Here is a 19576-nt window from a genome sequence, read left to right as displayed (position 1 = left end):
GACGATGAAGGACACCTCAGAGCAGGCGCAGTCACATCCGGCCCGGCTGCGCGCGGACCGGCTGCGGCTCGGCTATCGCGGCCGCACGATCAGCGAGGACCTGTCCGCCGACATCCCCGACGGATCGTTCACCGTGATCATCGGCCCGAACGCCTGCGGCAAATCCACGCTGCTGCGTGCCCTGGCCCGGTTGCTGGCGCCGGAATCGGGGACGGTGCTGCTCGACGGCAAAGCGATCAGCAGCTTCCCGGCCAAAGAAGTGGCGCGGCGGATCGGGCTACTGCCGCAGACCTCCACGGCGCCCGACGGCATCCGGGTCGCCGACCTGGTCGCGCGCGGGCGCTATCCGCATCAGTCGCTGTTGCGGCAGTGGTCGCAGGCCGATGCGGAGGCGGTGGCCACCGCGATGGCGGCCACCGGTGTGACCGAGTTGTCCGCGCGTTCGGTGGACGAACTCTCCGGCGGCCAGCGTCAGCGGGTGTGGATCGCGATGGTGCTGGCGCAGGACACCCCGGTGATTCTGCTCGATGAGCCCACCACGTATCTCGATATCGCGCACCAGATCCAGCTGCTCGATCTGTGCCGCACGCTGAACCGCGAATCCGGGCGGACCGTGGTCGCGGTGCTGCACGACCTCAATCACGCGTTCCGCTATGCCGACCATCTCATCGCCATGCGAGACGGGCAGATCAGAGCTGCTGGTCCGCCGGGGGAGATCGTGACCGCCGACCTGGTGCGTTCGGTATTCGATCTCGGTTGCCGGGTGATCGAGGATCCCGAAACCGGAGCGCCCCTGGTCATTCCGCTGGCGGAGAACGCCGTCACGGTGCGCTGACGTAGCTCCCCACCGGGAACTAAAGATAGGCTAACCTAAGCAAACTGCTCTGATGGTCGAGTGTCGAGGTGTTACCTGGCACGGAAATGTGTTGAGGGTGAAGGGAGTTGCCGGTGAAGGGCGAGGACGGAGCGGCTCTGCTGCCGCTGACCGGGCCGCAGCTGGGAATCTGGAACGCCCAGCGCTTCGATCCCGAATCCGGGCGTTACCTGGTCGGCGAGGTCCTCGAGATCACCGGGGCGACCCCGATCGACGTCGAGCTGCTGGCAGAGGCCATTCGGCGCACCGTCGACGAGGCCGAGAACATGCGACTGCGGTTCTGCGAAACACCGGATGGGCCGAGGCAATTCGTCAGCGGGGCGCACGCTGAACTGCGTCCGGTTATCGACCTGCGCGCCGTCGCCGACCCGCTCGGGCTCGCTCATGAAGCCGTCGCGCTGGAACGTCATCGGGCCGCCGAGCACTGTCGCGCCATGGTGGACCGTCAGCTCTACATCTACACCCTGATCCGCGTCACCGACTGCCAGGTCTGGTGCGTGCAGCTCTATCACCACCTGATCGTCGACGGCTACAGTGCGGCGCTGCTCTCACGACGCGTCGCCGCGCACTACACCGCGCTGCGGCGGGGCAAAGACGCGCCTAAGCCGACCTTCGGCACCATCGCCGATCTGGTCGCGGAGGAACGGGCCTACCGCGACAGCGACTCCTTCGAGCGGGATCGGCGGTTCTGGCGTGATCAGCTCACGCCGTGGCCGGATCTGGATGGACGTGGTCGTCACGTGGGTGGCGCGGTCGAGCGCACGCTGCGTGCGGAGGCCGTACTGTCCGCGCAGACCCTCGCGACGTTGCGCGACAGCGCCGAAAGCTACGGCATCACCTGGGCGGATGCGCTGGTCGCCGGCTATGCGGCATTCCTCAACCGCCAGCTCGGCACCTCCGATGTGGTGGTGTCCATGTTGCTGATGGGCCGGGTCGGCCGCGCCGCACTCACCACACCGGCGATGGCGGTCAATGTGCTGCCTTTGCGGCTGCGGGTGAGTTCCGGCGACCGGCTGGGCGAGCTGGGGCCGCGGGTCGCGGAAACCTTGCGTGAAGTGCGTGCCCATCAGCGCTACAGCGGCGACGACCTGGCCCGCGACTTCCATGGCTTCGGGGCCGGTGAGCTGCTGCACGGTGTCGGTATCAACCTCAAGGTTTTCGACTTCGCGCTCGACTTCGACGGCGCCAAGGGTGTGCTGCGCAACGTGGCGGGCGGGCCGCCCGAGGACCTCGGGTTGACGGTGACGCCGCTGCCCGACGGCACCGTGCTGCTCGGATTCGAATCCGATGCGCGCACCAACGATCCAGCGACCGTGCGCGGGCGGGTGGACGGATTGGTGCGGGTGATCGAGGCGTTCATCGGCAGCGATAAACCGCCGGTCGGTGCGCTCGAGGTGATCGACCGCGCCACGCGGGGGGAGTTACTCGCGGCGCGCTCCGGGCCGTCCTTGCCGTCACGTGTCGAAACGGTTCCGGCGGCTCTGGATCGGTTGGTCGCGCGGACACCGAGGAGCGGTGTGCCCGCTGTCGACGGAAAAGTGTGGACGGCAGCGGAATTCGCCGCGACCGTGAACCGGCTGGCCCGCTACCTTCGCGATCGGGGTGTCGGCCCGGATTCGGTGGTCGGTGTCGCGTTGCCGCGGACCGCGCAGTTCGTGGTGTCGATCTTCGCGATCTGGCGTGCCGGTGGCGTGTATCTGCCGCTCGATCCGGAGCATCCGGTGAGCCGGCTGCGGGCGACGATCGAGGATGCCGCACCGGTGCTGGTGCTCGTCGCCGGCGAACTCGCCGGCGAGCTGGGGGAGCCCGCCGTCGCGCTGGAAGACGCCGCGGTGCGGGCCGAGATCGACGCCTTCGACTCGGCGCCGCTCACCACCGCCGGACCCCGGCTCGATCAGGGCGCGTATCTGATCTACACCTCCGGTTCCACCGGACGACCCAAGGGCGTGCTGGTGGACCACGACGCCCTCGCGCACCTACTGGCAGCTCACCGTCGGGGCTTGTTCGCCACACCCACCCCGGACCGGCCGCTGCGTGTCGCTCATACGACGTCGTTCGCCTTCGACGCTTCCCTGGATCCGCTGCTGTGGCTGCTGGATGGACACTGTGTGCACCTGTACGACAGTGTGATCCGGCGTGACCCGGATGCGTTGGTGCGGGCGTTCCGGCGCGACGGCATCGACATCGTCGACGGCACGCCCACGTTGATCGCGGCCCTGCTCGAGCACGGGCTCGCCGGCACTCGGCCCCACCTGGTCGCGCTCGGTGGCGAGGCCTGCCCGCCGCAGCTGTGGCGAGACCTACAGCGGTCGGACATTCCCGCGATGAATCTCTACGGCCCGACCGAAGCGACGGTCGACGCCATCGCCACTGCGGTGCGTGGGGCGCAACCACACATCGGTCTTCCCCTGCCAGGGGTCCGGGTTTATCTGCTGGACAACGCTTTACAGGTGGTCGCGGACAACCAGATCGGCGAGTTGTACCTCTCCGGCCCGCAACTGGCCCGCGGCTACCGCGAACAGCCGGCGACCACCGCGCACCGTTTCGTCGCGGACCCGTACGGTCCGCCGGGAGCGCGCATGTACCGCACCGGCGACCGGGCGCGGTGGGTGCCCGGCCGCGGATACGAATACGCCGGCCGGGTCGACGCCCAGGTCAAGATACGCGGGCATCGGGTCGAGCTCGGTGAAATCGAGGCGGCGCTGAACACGCTTCCGCAGGTACGCGCGGCGGCTGCCGATACCCGGACCGTCGGCGAACGTGCGACGCTCATCGGGTACGTCGTCGGCGAATCCGGCGGCGACGCCATCGATTCCGCACAGCTGCGTCATCGCCTCGCCGATCTGCTCCCGGACCATATGGTGCCCTCGCGCATCGTTGTGCTCACCGAGCTGCCGACCACAGTGAACGGGAAAATCGATCGGGCCGCGTTGCCGGAGCCCGCGTCCGAATCGGCTGGTCGGCCACCGTCGACGGAGGCCGAGCGTGCGCTGTGTGAGGTCGTCTCGGCGGCGCTCGGCCACGACGGGGTGAGCATGGATGACGACTTCTTCGGCGTGGGTGGCGACAGCATCACCGCTATCACCGTCAGTACCAGGTTGCGCGAACGTGGTCTCGTACTCGCGCCGCAGGAACTGCTGAGCCGCAGAGGATTCGGTGAGTTGGCTCTGGCCGCCGAACACGTCGTCGCCCGGGCACCCGAACGTTCGACATCGCGACGCCCACTGGTCGAGCTGCCGCAGACCGAGTTGGACGCTTTGACCGCGCGCTACGGTCCGATTGCCGACGTGCTGCCCTTGTCGCCGTTGCAGGAAGGGCTGCTGTACCACGCGCTGCGCGACGGCGCCGATGACGTCTACACCATGACCGCGCGATTCGATCTCGCCGGGCCATTGGATCCGGCCCAACTGGCCGTCGCGGTGCGGGCCATGCTGAACCGGCACCCGAACCTCGGTGCCGCCTTCTGCTACGAGTTCGACCAGCCGGTGCAGGTGGTGCCGGCATCTCCCCGGCTGGACTGGCGGGTGGAAGACCTGCGCGCGGACGCAGACCCTGAACTCTTGGCCGACGAACTCGAGCGTGACGCGGGCGCGACGCCCTTCGACATCAGCGAGCCGCCGCTGCTGCGGATCCTCGTCATCCGGCTGACCGATACCGCCTCCCGCCTGATCCTCACCGCCCACCACCTGCTGGCCGACGGCTGGTCGATCCCCATCATGCTGCGCGAGACGCTCGCGCTGTACCACGGGGACGAGCCGGCGCGCGGTGGATACTACGGGGACTACCTTGCCTGGCTGGCTGATCGTGATCTCGATGCCGCGCTGAATCATTGGGGTGAATACCTGACGGGCGTGGAATGGCCCTCGCTGGTCGGCGAGATGATCGCCGCGGGGCAGCACCAGGCATGGGCGCAGCTCGGCAGCGAGTCGAGGTTGCCGGGCTCCGTCGAGGGTGAGCCTGGCTCTGCCGCAACCGAGCATGCCTCCGCATCGCCGCGCGCTGCGGCGATCGGGCTGTCGGTTCCGTTGCCGGAATCCGCTGCCGAAGCGCTGGAGTCGGTCGGCCGCGAACGCGGCGTCACCATGAACACGCTGTTGCAGGGTGCATGGTCGGTGGTGCTTGCCGAATTCCTCGGGCACACCGACGTCGTGTTCGGCACCGTCGTCTCTGGCCGACCCGCCGAACTCGTCGGCGTGGAATCCACGGTCGGCCTGTTCAGCAATACGGTGCCCGCGCGCCTGCGGGTCGAGACCGACCGCCCACTGCTCGAGCAACTGCCGCAATTCCAGCGCACCGCACTCGAATTGCGAGAGATCGGCTTCCTCGGGCTCGCCACCGTGGAGCGCGCCATCGGCCGCGGGCGTCTGTTCGACACACTGGTGGTTTTCGAGAACTTCCCCAAGACCGGCCTGCGCCAGCCGGATTCGCATCAACTGCGGGTCGCGGACGTCGCAGTGCACAGCCTCACCCACTACCCGGTGACGGTGACGGCGTTACCGGGCGATCGGTTCCGGCTGATGCTGCACCACGATCCGGCGACCGTGCCCGAAGCGCTGGCGGGGCACCTGGCCCAGCGGTTGGCCGATGTGCTGGCCGGGCTGGTCGCCGATCCGGCCAGGGTGGTCGGGGCGTTGTTCGGGCGTACTGCCGTGGCAGCGGATCGCGTCGACATCGGGAACGCGGGGGCGGTCCCCGCCGGTGCGGGTGTTGCTGTCCTGGACGCAGCACCGGGCGCCGCGTCGTCTGCTGGTTTCTCGGAGATCGGTGCGCCGCGACGCGAAGCGGCTGCTGGAAGCGGCGGCACCACGCTCGTCGATTGGAAGGTGCCGGATATCGATCCGCAGGCGCCCGCCATCACCCTTGAGGGCACTACGCTGACCTACGCCGAGTTCGAGGCTCGTTCGAATCGCTTGGCGCGCTGGCTGATCGCCTACGGCATCGGCCCGGAGACAGTGGTTGCGGTGGCCATGGCACGTGATCTGGATTCCGTCATTGCCGCGCATGCGATCTGCCGGGCCGGCGGGGTGTATCTGCCGATCGACCTCTCCCAACCGGCGCGGCGGGTGGATCTGATTCTGGCGACCGCGCGGCCGGCGCTCGTGCTCAGCACCGCGCGGGCCGGGTTCGGCACCGACCGCGCGGTGGTCGTCGCCGTCGACGAGCTCGATACCAGCGCATTCGGCGATGGTGCCGTCACCGACGACGACCGTCGCGCACCGCTGCGTCCGGACAACTCCGCCTACCTGCTGTTCACCTCCGGCTCCACCGGCGTGCCCAAGGGAGTGACGGTCTCGCACGCCGCCATCGTCAACACCTTCGAATGGTTGCGGCGCCATCAGGGTGTCGGTGCGCACGACACCGTCCTGTACCGGACTCCACCGACGTTCGACGCCTCGCTGCTCGAGCTGTTCCTGCCGCTGCTGGTTGGCGCGCGCATCGTGCTCACCCGCCCGGATGGCCACCGCGATCCCTACTACCAGGCGCAACTGATGCGCGACGAGCGGGTGACGGTCATGCAGATGACCACCTCGATGCTCACCGTGCTCGCCGAAGAAGCCGATCTGTCCGGGTGCACCGACCTGCGGTGCGTGGTGACCGGCGGCGAGGCGCTACCACCCGCCACCGCCCATCGCATGCGGGCGCTGACGGGCACACAGGTCTACAACCTGTACGGCCCCACCGAGGCCGCGGTCTGCATCACCTTCCACGAGACCACCGACGCCGACACGACGTCGGTGCCGATCGGCCGCCCCGCCGAAGGTTCGGGCGTGCGTGTGCTCGACGACCGGCTGCGACCCGTCCGCGTCGGTGCCGTCGGCGAGCTCTACCTCACCGGCATCCAGTTGGCGCGCGGTTACTTCGCCCGCCCCGACCTGACCGCCGCCGCGTTCGTCGCGGACCCCGGCGGCCACGGCGATCGCCTGTACCGCACCGGTGACCTGGTGAAATGGACCGCCGACGGCGAACTCGACTACGTGGGCCGCGCCGACAGCCAGGTGAAGCTGCGCGGGCAGCGCATCGAACTCGGCGAAATCGAATCGGCGCTGCTCGGCTGCGATGACGTCGCCCAAGCCGTGGTGCTGCTGCGCGAAGACCGGCCCGGCGATCAACGGCTGGTGGGGTACCTGATCGCCAAGGGCGGTGCGGTGATCGACACCGGCCGGGTGCTCGAACAGGTGCGCACCGCCCTGCCCGCCCACATGGTTCCCGCGGCCTTGGTCGTCCTCGCCGAGATCCCGCGTACCACCAGCGAAAAGATCGACCGCAAGGCGCTGCCCGCGCCGGATGAGCAGGCGAGTACGACCGGGCCGATCGCCGGTGCCGGGTCGCCGGGCGCCGAGCAGACCTCCGTGCGTGACCAGGCGGGCCCGAACGGCGCCCCAGCCGACACGCGAGAAGGTGGCGCCTTGTCGCTCGATCGGGGATCGCACAGCGGCGCAGGCAATCAGGGTGACCGCATCCACGCCCGCGCAGACGAGGCAGCCCCGGGCGGTCCGCCCGTGCCGGAATCGCCGAACCTGGTGCGCACGGTGCTCGACGCCATGTCGGCGGTGCTGTCGTCCCCCGGGCTCCAGCCCGACGACGATTTCTTCGCCGCCGGCGGCCACTCCCTGACCGCCGTGCGCTTGACCGGGCGGCTGCGGCGAGCGGGCTTGGCAGTGGTCCTCGACGATGTCTTCGCGGCCCCGACTGCCCGCTCGCTCGCCCGAGCGATCACCACCGCCGCGGCCTCGTCCAGCACTGCCACCGCGTTGCCGGCCCCGGACATCGCCGCCGCGCATTCCGCCGCAGTCTCGCCGGACGCGGTGAGCGCCATCCCGCGCGCAACCAGGGCGTCGTCAGCCGCGCACGCACCCGCGCAGGAGACCAGCACCCTGTCCGACGAAGTCGTGTCGTCGAGCGCGAGGACGTCTCCGCCAGAGACGGCGCCCGACGCCCTCGCCATGTACGGCCGCCGCCTCGACCACGTCCTGGATCTGCGTCCGACGGGCTCGGCCGCACCGATCTTCTGCGTGCACCCGGTCGGCGGCACGGCGTGGCAGTTCGCACCGCTGGCCCGGTTGCTGCGCGCGGACCGGCCGTTGGTCGGGCTGCAAGCACCGACGTTGAGCGGACACGACATCGGCGCCCGGACCCTCGACGAGCTGGCCGCGCATTATCTGGAGACGATGCGCCGCATCCAACCGCACGGCCCGTACCGGCTGCTCGGGTATTCGCTCGGCGGCAATATCGTGCACGCCATCGCCGCGGCGATGGAGGCGGCGGGGGAGGACGTCGCGTTCGCCGGCCTGATCGACTCCCATCCGCTGGCGAACCTCGCCGAACAGGCCACCCGCTCGCTGGCCTACCCGGCCGAACTCGACCGGTTGCTGCCCGAACTACCCGACGACGCACCCGAACTCGCCGACGCCATCCGCGCAGCCGCGAGGTCGCTGCTCGCGCTGGTTCCCGCCTCGACCACACCGCGATACCGCGGTCCGATGGCCCTCTACGCCGCCGACCCGGGCATCGACTCCGCCCGAACCGACGCCCAGCTCGCCGGTTGGCGGGCCGCGGGGGCGCGGCTCACGGTGCGGCGGCTGCCGTACTCGCACTTCGACATCGTCTCGCCGCAGGGCTGGACCGAGGTCGCCGCGCTGCTCGACGCCGACCCGGCGTTGCGCCACTGAACTTCCCCACCACGAGAAAGAAGAGAGCAACCCACCCATGTTCGTCATCCGATCGACCGCGCGGTTACGCGCCGCCGTAGCCTTGCTGATCCTCGCCCTCACCGCGCTCGTCGCGGGCTGCGGCGCCGACTCCGACGCCACCGAATCCGCGGGCACCCGCGAGGTGCAGACCGAACGCGGCCCCGTCCAGGTGCCCGCTGATCCGCAGCGCATCGTCGTCCTCAACGGCGCGCTGGCCGGCTATCTCTACGACCTCGAGGCGCCGGTCGCGGCCGCCGATCCCCGGTTGCTCGGCGTCAACACCCGCACCGGCGGGTTCCCGGCGGCCTGGGCCGAGGACGCGAAAGCGCAAGGCACCGTGGAACTCCCGATCGGCGACAACATCAACCTGGAGTTCATCGCCAACCAGCGGCCGGATCTGATCATCGGCGGCGGGCAGGGCTTCCCGGCCCAGCAGTCCATCAACGCCTACGACCAGCTCTCGGCCATCGCGCCGACCGTGCTGGTGCCCGCGACCACCACCGACTGGGCCGATCAGCTGCGGTTGGTGGCCGAGGTGGTCGGCCGCCCCGACAAGGTCGACGGCCTGATCACCGCCTACCAGGACAAAGTGGCGAAGGTGAAGGAGTCGGTCAAGGCGCCCGCGGGCGCGGTCGCGTTCGTGCAGTCGGTGAAGAGCCAGGAGCCCACGCTGTTCCTGCCGTCGGCGGCGCTGCCCCGGCTGCTGGCCGAGGTCGGTTTCACCATCGACGACAAGGTCGCGGAGAAGGCGGGTAACCCGGCCAAGCCGGAGGCCGCCGACTGGTTCCACTTCAGCCCCGAGCTGCTGAGCACCGTCGTCGACGCGCCGGTGGTGTTCGTGGTGTCGCTGTCCGGCGGCCGCAACGCGGCTCAGCTGGCCGAGGATCCGCTGTACGCGCAGCTGCCCGCGTTCAAGACCGGCAACGTCTTCGAGTTGCCCGCCGCCAGCGCGCGTCCCGATTACCGCAGTGTCATGGACACCCTCGACCTGATCGCGGAGCGCTTCAAGTGACAGCGGTCTCCGGACTGCTGATCGACATCTCGCCGTTGCGGTCGAGCCGGCCCTTCCGGGCCGCGTTCGCCGCACGGCTGGTGTCGGTGCTCGGTATCGGATTGCTGATGGTGGCCCTGCCGGTGCAGGTCTATCAGCTGTCCGGTTCGACGTTGCACGTCGCCGGAGTCACCACCGTGACCGCGATCGCGCTGTTCACCGGCAGCCTGGCCGGTGGCGTGATCGCCGACCGGTTCGATCGCCGCACCGTGATCCAGTGGTCGCGCACCGCCGCCGGCGCGGGGTTCCTCGCGTTGGGCGCCAATGCGCTGCTGCCGGATCCGCAGCTGGCCGTCATCTATGCCGCCGCCGCCCTGGACGGGGCGGCCGGCGGCGTCAGTGGCACCGCCATGATGGCGCTGGTTCCGGTGCTGGTCGGGCGGGAGAAGGTCGCCGCCGCCGGTGCGTTGACCGCGCTCACCTCCGATCTCGGCACCATGATCACCCCGGCACTCGCGGGCATTCTCATCGCGCAGACCGGTGTCGCCCCGGCGTTCTTCATCGCCGCGGGCGCCACCGCCGCGACCGTCGGTTTGATTCGTGCGATCGGCCCGGCGCCGCCGCCCGCGCGCGACGCGCAATATCCGTTGCGGGAGCTGACGATCGGGATCGGTTTCGCGATGAGCCACCGCGTGATCCGCGCGGCCCTGCTGACCGGCCTCATCGCCATGCTGGTCAGCGGGCCACTGGTGCTGTTGCCCGCCTTTGCCGATGTCGAGTTGGGCGCCGGGCCGACGACCTTGGGCCTGCTCTACGCCGCACCCGGCGCAGGCGCGGTGATCGGCTCGCTGACCAGCGGTTGGATCGGCCGCAGCCGCAATCCCGGCCGGGATCTGATCGCCGCCATGGCGGTGATGCCGCTCGGCGTCATCGCGGCCGGGCTGTCCCCGCATGCTGCCGGAGTGTTCCTCGGTCTGGCCGGTTTCGGTGTGGCCAGGGCGGTGAACATGGTGCTGCGCTACACCGTGCTCCAGCAGCATGCGCCGGAGGAGTTGCGTGGCCGGATCTCTGGGCTGCTCATGGTGCAGGCCGTCACCGGAACCGCCATCGGGTCGATGGTGGCGGGCGTGGCCGGTCAATTGTTCGCGCCCGCTGCGGCATTGGTGGTCTACGGCGTGGCGGTGCTGGTGCTCACCGCGCTGACCGCCGCCCTGTCGAGACCGTTGTACGAGAAGAAGGAGCAGTAATGGTGGATCGCGCCGCCTATGCCGAACGCATCACCGAGGTGCTGGCGGGAGATCACGGCGAGAAGGTGGGCTATCCGATCGGGCTGTGTGAGGTCGAGGTGCTGCGCAGCGAACCGGTGGGCGCAGGACTGCTTCGCCTCACCTTCGGTGGCGCCGACCTGGCCGGATTCCACAGCTATGTGCCGGACGAGCATGTGCGCCTGGTCTTTCCCGGTGACGACGGCGTACTACGGCTGCCGCGCCGCGACGGGCTGTCGCTGGAATGGGGCAGTCCGCGCCCGGTGTCGCGGGAGTACACGGTGCGCCGCTACGACCGCGAAGCCCTGGAACTCGACATCGACTTCGCGCTGCACCCCGGCGGCCTCGCCTCGGACTGGGCGCGGGCGGCGAGGCCGGGCACCCGCATCCACATCGCGGGCCCGCCGGGCGGTGTCGTCGTCCCGCGCAGCTACGACAAGTATCTGCTCGCCGGTGACATCACCGCGCTGCCCGCGATCGCGCGGTGGCTGGAGTGGTTGCCGCGCACCGCCTCCGGGTGGGTGTTCGTCGAGGTCACCGGACCGGAACAGGAGATCGCGCTGAACGCCCCGGCGGGGGTGCGGGTGCGCTGGGTGCATCGCGGCGATCTCGCCCCCGGCCACGGTGACGCCCTCGAACAGGCCGTGCGCACGGTGACCGTCGCGCCCGGTGAACGGGTGTACGTGTGGCTGGCCGCCGAGGCCGGTGCGCTGCGCCCGCTGCGGCGCTGGGTGCGCACCGAACTGGGCGTCGACCCGAAGGACTATCTGATCGCCGGCTACTGGAAACGCGGCGTGGCCGATTTCGACCGAGAGGAATGAGCTCCATGAGCGACGAACAGACCATCCCCGCCCAGCAGCGCTTCGTCGTCGACGATATCGCCGCCGCGCTCGGGATCTCCGCCGATGAACTGGCGATCGATACCAATCTCCTGGACGCGGGGCTGGATTCAGTGCGGATCATGTCCCTGGTGGAGAAGTGGCGCGCCGCCGGACACGACCAGATCGACTTCGCCACGCTGGCCTCCGACCCGGTGCTCGGCTCCTGGCTGGACGCCCTGTCATGAGCGGTGGCGCGGCACCGGCCGCGCCACCGGCTCGCTCATGCGGTGCGCGTGCCCGCGGCCAGCAACCGGCGCAGTTCACGCCTGCTGGTCTTGCCGACCCCGGTCTCCGGGAACTGCTCGACGATCACCACCGCGTCGGGCATCTTCCAGGCCGCCACGCCGCGCTCCCGGACGAAGGTGCGCACCGCGGTCAGCGTCGGCCGCTCGGCGTCGTCGACGGGTTGGACGAAGGCGCAGATACGCTGGCCGAGCACAGGATCCGGCGTGCCGATGATCACCGCGTCCCGTACCGCGGGATGCTCGAGCAGGTGGGCCTCGAGTTCCTCGGCCGAGACCTTCTCCCCGCCGCGATTGACCCAGTCGCCGGCGCGGCCCTTGACGACGATATTGCCGTCGGGTCGCACGCTCACGACATCGCCGGTGCGGTACCAGCCATCGGGGGTGAAACTGCGGGCATCGGCGTCCGGGTTGTCGTAGTAGCCGCGAATCGTATAGGGCCCCTGGGTGATCAGGTTGCCGTCGGCGCCAGGCGGGACCGGGCTGCCGTCATCGTCGACCACCGCGATCCGGTCGTGTTCCGACATCGGCCGGCCCTGGGTGGCGATGACCACGTCCAGCGGGTCGTCGAGGCGGGTGTAGCAGACCAGGCCCTCGGCCATCCCGAACACCTGCTGCAGGGTGACGCCGAGCGCCGGGCCGATCCGCCGGGCCAGCTCCTCCTGGCAGCGCGCACCACCGACCTGCACCACTCGCAGGCTGGACAGATCAGGGGTAGCGCCGGCTTCGGCCCGCTCCACCCACAGCCGCGCCAGCGGCGGCACCAGCCCGGTGATGGTGACGCCGAACCGTTCGATCGCGGCGAAGGCCGTAGCGGGTGTGGGATCGGGCGTCATGGCGACGGTGCCGCCGGCCCACAGCGCGCCGAGAATGCCCGGCGAGCTCATGGGGAAGTTGTGTGCCACCGGGAGGGCCGCCAAATATACGGTGTCGCTGTCGAGTTCACAGATCTCGGCGCTGCGGCGCACGCTGTAGAGGTAGTCGTCGTGGGTTCGGGGGATGAGCTTCGGTATGCCGGTGCTGCCGCCGGACAGCTGGAGGAACGCCACGTCCGACGGGTCCGGTGCGGGCAGCTCGCCCGGCTCGTCCCGGAACTCCGCCAGCGCGCGGGCGTGTTCGGGAAGGACCGCATCGTCCTCGCCCACGATGAGCACATGCTCGACGGAGTCGACCTCGGCGCGGATCGAATCGGCCAGCGCCGCATGGTCGAAACGCTGGTGCTGCGCGCAGGTGATCACGGCCTTCGCCGCGGCCGCCGTCGCGATGGGTGTCAACTCGGCCGCGCGGTGGGCGGGCAGGCAGAACACCGGCAGTGCGCCGAGCCGGAACAGCGCGAAGATCACCTCCACGAACTCCGCGCGGTTGGGCAACTGCACCAGAACCCGGTCCTGACGACCGATTCCGAGCCGAGCCAGGCCGGTGGCCAGGCCGCGCGAGCGTCGGTCGAGTTCACGGTAGGTCCACCGGTGAGTGTCGTCGATGACGGCGAGCGCGTCGGGGGACGTGGCGGCGCGGGCGGACAGCATATCGCCGAAGGTTTCACCCGCCCAGAGCTTCTGCTCGCGGTACCGGTGCGCGTCGGCTTCCGGCCATGGTGTGAAGCCGGGCAGAACGTTGGACGGCATTGCGGGCCACCTCTTTTCAGTGAATCGGAGTGTTCGGATGCCCCGCTCAGGAGGCGTTGCGAGCGCAAGCTCCCCACATTCTTATCAGGTTAGGCTAACCTCATGTTCATGAACGTTTCGGGACAGCGAGTGGTCGTCGTCACCGGGGCCGCGGCCGGAATCGGCGCGGCGACAGCGCAGCGATTCGCCTCCGAGTCCCACACCCTCGCACTCTGGGACCGCGATCCGCGCGTCCACCGGATCGCCGGGGAAATCGCCGCTACCGCAGCATGTTCGGTGATCGCGACCGAAGTCGATCTGACCGACGCGACAGCGGTCGACGCCGCGTTCGACGCGCTCGTCACCGAATACGGCGCCCCCGATGTGGTCGCGCACGCCGCGGGAATCATGCGAGCGGGCAGCGCCTTGGAGATCACCGCGCAGGAATGGCACACCAGCCTGGCCGTCAACGCCACCGCCACCATGCTCGTCACCCAGCGTGCCGCGCGTGAAATGGTCGCAGCCGGAAGGGGTTCGATCGTGGTGGTGTCGTCCAATGCGGCCGCCGCGCCGCGCGTGGGTATGGCCGCCTACTGTGCGTCGAAGGCCGCCGCCACCGCCTTCACCCGCGCGCTCGCCCTCCAGGTCGCCCCGCACGGCGTCCGGGTGAACCTGGTCTCACCGGGCTCCACCGACACCGCCATGCTGCGCGGCCTCTACGCAGACGACGATCGTCCCCTCGACGCCACCGCCCGCACCGCGCTGCTCGACGGCGACGCGCACGCCTACCGCCTCGGTATCCCCTTGCGCCGCATCGCCACCGCCGACGATATCGCCGCGGCCGTGCGGTTCCTCGCTTCCGCGGATGCCCGCCACATCACCATGCACGACCTGCGGGTGGACGGCGGCGCCACGCTCGACATGTGAAATCACCGGGCCCCGTGCCCTGCCGTCAGCACCGATACGACCAACCGGAGAGATGTCATGCCCATACCCCCGATCGCGCCCTACGACCTACCCACCGCGGACGAGGTCGCACCGAACGAGGTGGCCTGGACCGTCACACCGGAGCGCAGCGCCCTGCTGATCCACGATATGCAGCAGTATTTCCTGTCCGCCTACGACGTCACGCGGGATCCGGCCCGCACCCTGCTCGTCAATATCGCGCGGCTGCGCGATCGCTGCCACGAACTCGGCGTCCCGGTCATCTACACCATGCAGCCGGGCAACCAGCATCCCTCGCGCCGCGGCATCCTCGCCGACTTCTGGGGCACCGGCATGTCGCACGGTCCCGACACCGAAGTCGTGCCCGAGCTACGCCCGCACGCCAGCGATATCCAGGTCACCAAATGGCGATATTCGGCCTTCCAGCGCACCGATCTGCGCGAACTGCTCGGCTATTACAACCGGGACCAGCTGATGATCACCGGCGTCTACACCCATATGGGGTGCATGCTCAGCGCGGCGGAGGCGTTCATGAGCGATGTGCGCCCGTTCCTTGCCCTGGACGCCACCGCCGATTTCAGCCGCGACGAACACCTGATGGCGTTGAACTACACCGCGCGCCGCTGCGGCGCCGTACTGAGCACCGCTGATCTGCTCGAACAGCTCAGCGAGGTACCGGCCCGGGCCGGCTGAGCCGAGCCCGCCGCCGCGGCCGCGCCGGTAGTATCGGGGCACATGGCCAGTGCCGGCCACCCACCCCTCGGCCGGTGCAGCCAACGGGAGAGCCGGTGATGAGCACACGCGAGATTCCCAGCTGGCGGCGGTTACCGGGCAGCGTACGGCTGCTGGTGATCACCGTGGCGATGCTCGTCGTGCTGCTGCTGGTCGTGCCCCGGCTGATCGGGGTCTACATCGGTTGGTTGTGGTTCGGCGAGGTCGGCTATCGCGAGGTTTGGCGCACCGTCCTGGTCACCAGGGTGGTGATGTTCTTCGTCGTCGGATTGTTCGTCGGCGGTGTGGTGTTCGCGGCGATGTGGCAGGCCTACCGTTACCGGCCGTTGCTGATCGCCGACGACGAACGGGAGGACTATCTGCTGCCCTACCGCAGCGTGCTGCTGCGCAAGCCGCTGTGGTTCGGGCTGGGGATCGCGGGCGCGCTCGCGCTGATCTGCGGGCTGATCGGCCAGTCGCGCTGGACCACGGTGCAGCTGTTCCTGCGCGGCGGCGCCTTCGGTATCGACGACCCCGAGTTCGGGCACGATATCGGCTTCTTCGTCTTCGATCTGCCGTTCTACCGGCTCGTGGTGAGCTGGCTGTTCGCCACCGTCGTGCTCGCTTTTCTGGCCGCTCTCGCCGCGCACTATCTGCTCGGCGGCATCAGAGTGACCGGCAAATTCCCCGGTCTCACCACCGCGGCCCGGGCGCAGCTGGCGGTGCTGGCCGGTTCGTTCATCCTGCTGAAGGCCGTCGCCTACTGGCTCGACCGGTACGCGCTGCTGTCGAGCCACAGCCGCGAACCCACCTTCGCCGGTGCCGGCTACACCGACATCAACGCGGTGCTGCCGGCCCGGCTGATCATGTTCGCCATCGCGATCATCTGTGCCGTAGCCGTCTTCTCCGCGGTGGTGGTGCGCGATCTGCGTATCCCGGCGATGGCGGCCGCGCTGCTGCTGCTGTCGTCGATTCTGGTGGGCGGGGTGTGGCCGCTGGCGGTCGAACAGCTCTCGGTCCGGCCCAATGCCGCCGACAAGGAACGCGTCTACATCGAACGCAATATCGCCGCCACCCGGCAGGCCTACGGAATCGGCAGCGACCGTGTGGACTATCAGCCGTACCCGGGGATCGGGACGACACCGCCACCCCAGGTCCCCGCCGACGCCACCACCATCGCCAACGTGCGTCTGCTCGACCCGAACGTGCTGTCACGGACCTTCACCCAGCAGCAGCAGTTGAAGAATTTCTACAGCTTCCCGGACAAACTGGACCTCGACCGTTACCGCATCGACGGGCAGTTGCGCGATTACGTGGTCGCGGCCAGGGAACTGACGCCCAGCGCGCTCAGCGCCAATCAGCGGCACTGGGTCAACCGGCACACCGTCTACACCCACGGCAACGGCTTCGTCGCCGCACCGGCCAACCGGGTCAACGCCGCGGTGCGCGACGCGGCAGGCGACGCGGAGAGCAGCAACAGCGGTTATCCCATCTACACCGTCAGCGATATCGCCAGTGCCGCGTCCGGGCAGCAGGTGATCCCGGTGGATCAGCCGCGCATCTATTTCGGCGAAGTGATCGCCGCGGCCGACCCCGACTACGCCATTGTCGGCGGCGGGACCGAACCCCGCGAATACGACACCGACGCCACCAAGTACACCTACGACGGCGCGGGCGGCGTGCCGATCGGGAACTGGGCCGACCGGCTGGCCTTCGCGGTGCACTACGCCGAACGCAACATCATCTTCTCCGATGCGATCGATGCCGATTCCAAGATCATCTTCAATCGCGATCCCCGCCACCGGGTGGAACTGGTCGCGCCCTGGCTCAGCACCGACAACGACCCCTATCCCGCGGTGGTCGACGGGCGGATCGTGTGGATCGTCGACGCCTACACCACCGTCGACGGCTACCCGTACGCCAAGCGCAGCTCGCTCGAGGCGCTGGCACCCGGTAACGAGGCCGAGGACGGGCCGTTCGAGGAGATCTCGTACGTGCGCAATTCGATCAAGGCCACCGTCGACGCCTACGACGGCACGGTGACCCTCTACCAGGTCGACCGCGACGATCCGGTGCTGGCGGCGTGGATGAACGTCTTCCCGGGGACCGTCGAGCCACCGGAGGCGGTCAGCGAGGAACTGCGCGCCCACTTCCGGTACCCGGAGGACCTGTTCGCCATCCAGCGCGAGATGCTGGCCAAGTATCACGTCGACGAACCACGAGAGTTCTTCACCACCAACGCGTTCTGGTCGGTGCCCAGCGACCCGACGGTCGAGACCAACCCACACCAGCCGCCGTTCTACGTGCTGATGGGCGACCCGGAAACCGCCGTTCCGTCGTTCCGGCTGGCGAGTGCGATGGTGGGGTTCAATCGAGAGTTCCTGTCCGCCTACATCTCGGTCGATTGCGATCCGGACGACTACGGCAGATTCACGGTGCTGCAACTGCCCACCGACACCCTCACCCAGGGGCCGCAGCAGATCCAGAACTCGATGATCTCCGATACCAGGGTGGCCTCCGAACGCACCCTGCTGGAGCGTTCCAACCGCATCCAATACGGCAATCTGCTCACGCTGCCGATCGCCCAAGGCGGAGTGCTGTATGTCGAACCGCTGTTCACCGAGCGGATCTCGACCACGCCGAACGGGTCCACGTTCCCGCAGCTGGCCCGGATGCTGGTGAGCTACCGCGATCCCGGCACCGGCGGTGTCCGGGTGGGTTATGCCCCGACCTTGGCCGAGGCGCTCGATCAGGTCTTCGGCCCGGAAACCGGCAACCTCGCCACCGCGCCGGGCGGTGGCCCCGCCGCACCACCGCCGCCGGGCCGGCCGCGCCCCGCACCGCCGCCCGGACCGCCTGTACCGGCCCCCGCGGTGGACGAGGCGACCATCGCCGAACTCAACGCCCAGATCGAGGCCATCCGCGATGCGCTCGACCGTATCCAGCAGCAGGTCGAGGGGCTGCCACGGCCGGGCGGATGAGCCGACGCCGCAGCGGCGGGCCGACGGCGGACAACGACGCCGGATCGGTGCGTCAGGGGTCTTGACTGCCGCCGAATCAGGGCCATACTGGACATATACCGGAACACCGAAGGGTGTGACGCGTTCGAAGGAGACGTCCGGAGAACGGTGGTCACATCGCTTCAAGATCCGGCTAGGCCCCCGGCAAGCCAGTCGAAGTTCGGAGCCATCAGCGACGACTGAGGTTCATGAATTCGATGGAGACTACCGGGGACTGTTCTGTTCAGGGGGTTTCTCGCCGGCACATCGCACGACACTCACGCGCCGATCGCGCGAGCCAGCTGCGGCCACGAATCGTGCAAGTCGGTCTCGAACTGCCCCCACGTGTGCGACCCCGACGCCCGATTGAGGTGCGTCGCGGGAATACCCAGGGAGGCCAACCGGCCCGCGAACGCACCCGTGCAGGCGCTCGCGATGGCCTCGACCGGAGGCATCGGCAACCCGCCCTTATCGATCCCGCCCGGAATACCGGACGCGGCCGACAAGAAGATCGACTTACCCGCGAGGCGATGCGCGTTCAGGAACGCGTCATGGGCCCGCCAGCCGGGACCGCCCGGCATACCCCAGACATTGCCCGGATTGCCGCCACCGCGCAGCACCTGCGCCCCGGCCAGCGACACCCCCACCGGATCGGTCGCCCACGGGCAGCCGCTGTACGCCGCGACGGCGCTGTAGAGCGGCCCGGCCTGGATGGCGAGATCGATGGCGGACGCGCCGCTCATCGACACCCCGGCGATGGCATTGCGGCCGCTGGCACCGAGGCGCGCGTCCATGACGCCGGGCAGCTCATGGGTCAGGTAGGTCTGCCACTTGTTGCGGCCCATCACCGGATCGTCGGCCATCCAATCGGTGTAGAGGCTGTAACCGCCACCGACCGGCATCACGACATTGACGTTCTTGTCCGCGAAGAACTGGGCCACATCGGTGTCGTTCCACCAGGAGATGCCGTCGGAGCCGCCGCCGGCGCCGGTCAGCAGGTACAGCGTCGGCGCACCCGCGCCGGCCGCCCGGATCACCCGGTTGGTGACCACCTTGTCCATCGACGGCGAATACACGTCGATCTGCGAAACACGGGGCGCGATGGGCGATTCGGCCACCACGCGAGAACCCGAAGGAGCGGCCGCCGCGGGGCCGGTGAGAACGACGGAAGCGGCGACGGCACAGAGGGCAGCAGTCCAGAGCTTCGAAGCCTTCACTCTTCCGTTGTACCGTCCCGAGGCCGGCGGCCGCGAGATCTACACGCCACTCGCGCGAGTCCGGGTCACTGCCATTCGCCGCGTTCGAGGTCGAGAATCCGCGGATGCATGAGCGTCGACGGACGTTCGCCGGTATCGCGGCGGTCGGGGGCGAAC

At 69.2% G+C, this 19576-nt stretch carries 11 protein-coding genes; 9 read left to right on the top strand and 2 right to left on the bottom strand.

Annotated elements, in window-relative coordinates; genetic code table 11:
- Positions 1 to 4 precede the first annotated feature (4 nt).
- The 6 genes from RJ05_RS22395 to RJ05_RS22370 all read left to right on the top strand — a co-directional run bounded on the left by RJ05_RS22395 (position 5) and on the right by RJ05_RS22370 (position 11887).
- Positions 5 to 835 (top strand): ABC transporter ATP-binding protein, encoded by an 831-nt coding sequence (locus tag RJ05_RS22395; protein ID WP_036540346.1) that lies wholly within the window; start codon positions 5 to 7, stop codon positions 833 to 835.
- Positions 836 to 948: 113 nt separating this feature from the next.
- Positions 949 to 8544, top strand: a complete 7596-nt coding sequence (locus RJ05_RS22390; protein WP_036540345.1) for a non-ribosomal peptide synthetase — start codon at positions 949 to 951, stop codon at positions 8542 to 8544.
- A 37-nt stretch (positions 8545 to 8581) separates the two neighbouring features.
- Complete coding sequence (locus tag RJ05_RS22385) at positions 8582 to 9577, top strand: ABC transporter substrate-binding protein (protein WP_036540342.1); 996 nt, start codon at positions 8582 to 8584, stop codon at positions 9575 to 9577.
- On the top strand, positions 9574 to 10803 hold the full coding sequence (gene entS / locus RJ05_RS22380; RefSeq protein WP_036540339.1) for an enterobactin transporter EntS: 1230 nt from the start codon (positions 9574 to 9576) through the stop codon (positions 10801 to 10803). The genes RJ05_RS22385 and entS overlap by 4 nt, the downstream gene beginning before the upstream one ends.
- A complete protein-coding gene (locus RJ05_RS22375; protein ID WP_036540336.1) occupies positions 10803 to 11642 on the top strand; it encodes a siderophore-interacting protein in 840 nt (279 codons plus the stop codon). Before entS ends, RJ05_RS22375 begins: the two co-directional genes overlap by 1 nt.
- 5 nt (positions 11643 to 11647) lie before the next feature.
- Entirely contained in the window at positions 11648 to 11887 is a 240-nt protein-coding gene (locus tag RJ05_RS22370; protein ID WP_036540334.1) for a phosphopantetheine-binding protein, read from the top strand.
- A 35-nt stretch (positions 11888 to 11922) separates the two neighbouring features.
- Here RJ05_RS22370 and RJ05_RS22365 read toward each other — a convergent pair whose 3' ends face one another.
- Positions 11923 to 13569 (bottom strand): (2,3-dihydroxybenzoyl)adenylate synthase, encoded by a 1647-nt coding sequence (locus RJ05_RS22365; RefSeq protein ID WP_036540333.1) that lies wholly within the window; start codon positions 13567 to 13569, stop codon positions 11923 to 11925.
- Positions 13570 to 13671: 102 nt separating this feature from the next.
- Between RJ05_RS22365 and RJ05_RS22360 the strand changes: the two genes are divergently transcribed.
- The 3 genes from RJ05_RS22360 (at position 13672) to RJ05_RS22350 (ending at position 18185) form a co-directional block, all read left to right on the top strand.
- Positions 13672 to 14475, top strand: coding sequence for an SDR family oxidoreductase (locus tag RJ05_RS22360; RefSeq protein ID WP_051016814.1), 804 nt, complete (start codon positions 13672 to 13674; stop codon positions 14473 to 14475).
- 57 nt (positions 14476 to 14532) lie between these two features.
- The gene (locus tag RJ05_RS22355; protein ID WP_036540332.1) at positions 14533 to 15186 is read left to right on the top strand and encodes an isochorismatase family protein; all 654 of its coding nucleotides are present in this window, start codon (positions 14533 to 14535) and stop codon (positions 15184 to 15186) included.
- 98 nt (positions 15187 to 15284) lie between these two features.
- Complete coding sequence (locus RJ05_RS22350; RefSeq protein ID WP_036540330.1) at positions 15285 to 18185, top strand: UPF0182 family protein; 2901 nt, start codon at positions 15285 to 15287, stop codon at positions 18183 to 18185.
- A gap of 296 nt (positions 18186 to 18481) precedes the next feature.
- Here the strand turns inward: RJ05_RS22350 and RJ05_RS22345 are convergent, their stop codons facing one another.
- Positions 18482 to 19321 (bottom strand): alpha/beta hydrolase, encoded by an 840-nt coding sequence (locus RJ05_RS22345; RefSeq protein ID WP_306306398.1) that lies wholly within the window; start codon positions 19319 to 19321, stop codon positions 18482 to 18484.
- Positions 19322 to 19576: the final 255 nt, after the last annotated feature.

The organism is Nocardia cyriacigeorgica NBRC 100375, from assembly GCF_000308555.1.
Lineage (GTDB): Bacteria > Actinomycetota > Actinomycetes > Mycobacteriales > Mycobacteriaceae > Nocardia > Nocardia cyriacigeorgica.
This window is presented reverse-complemented; position numbering and strand designations above follow the sequence as displayed.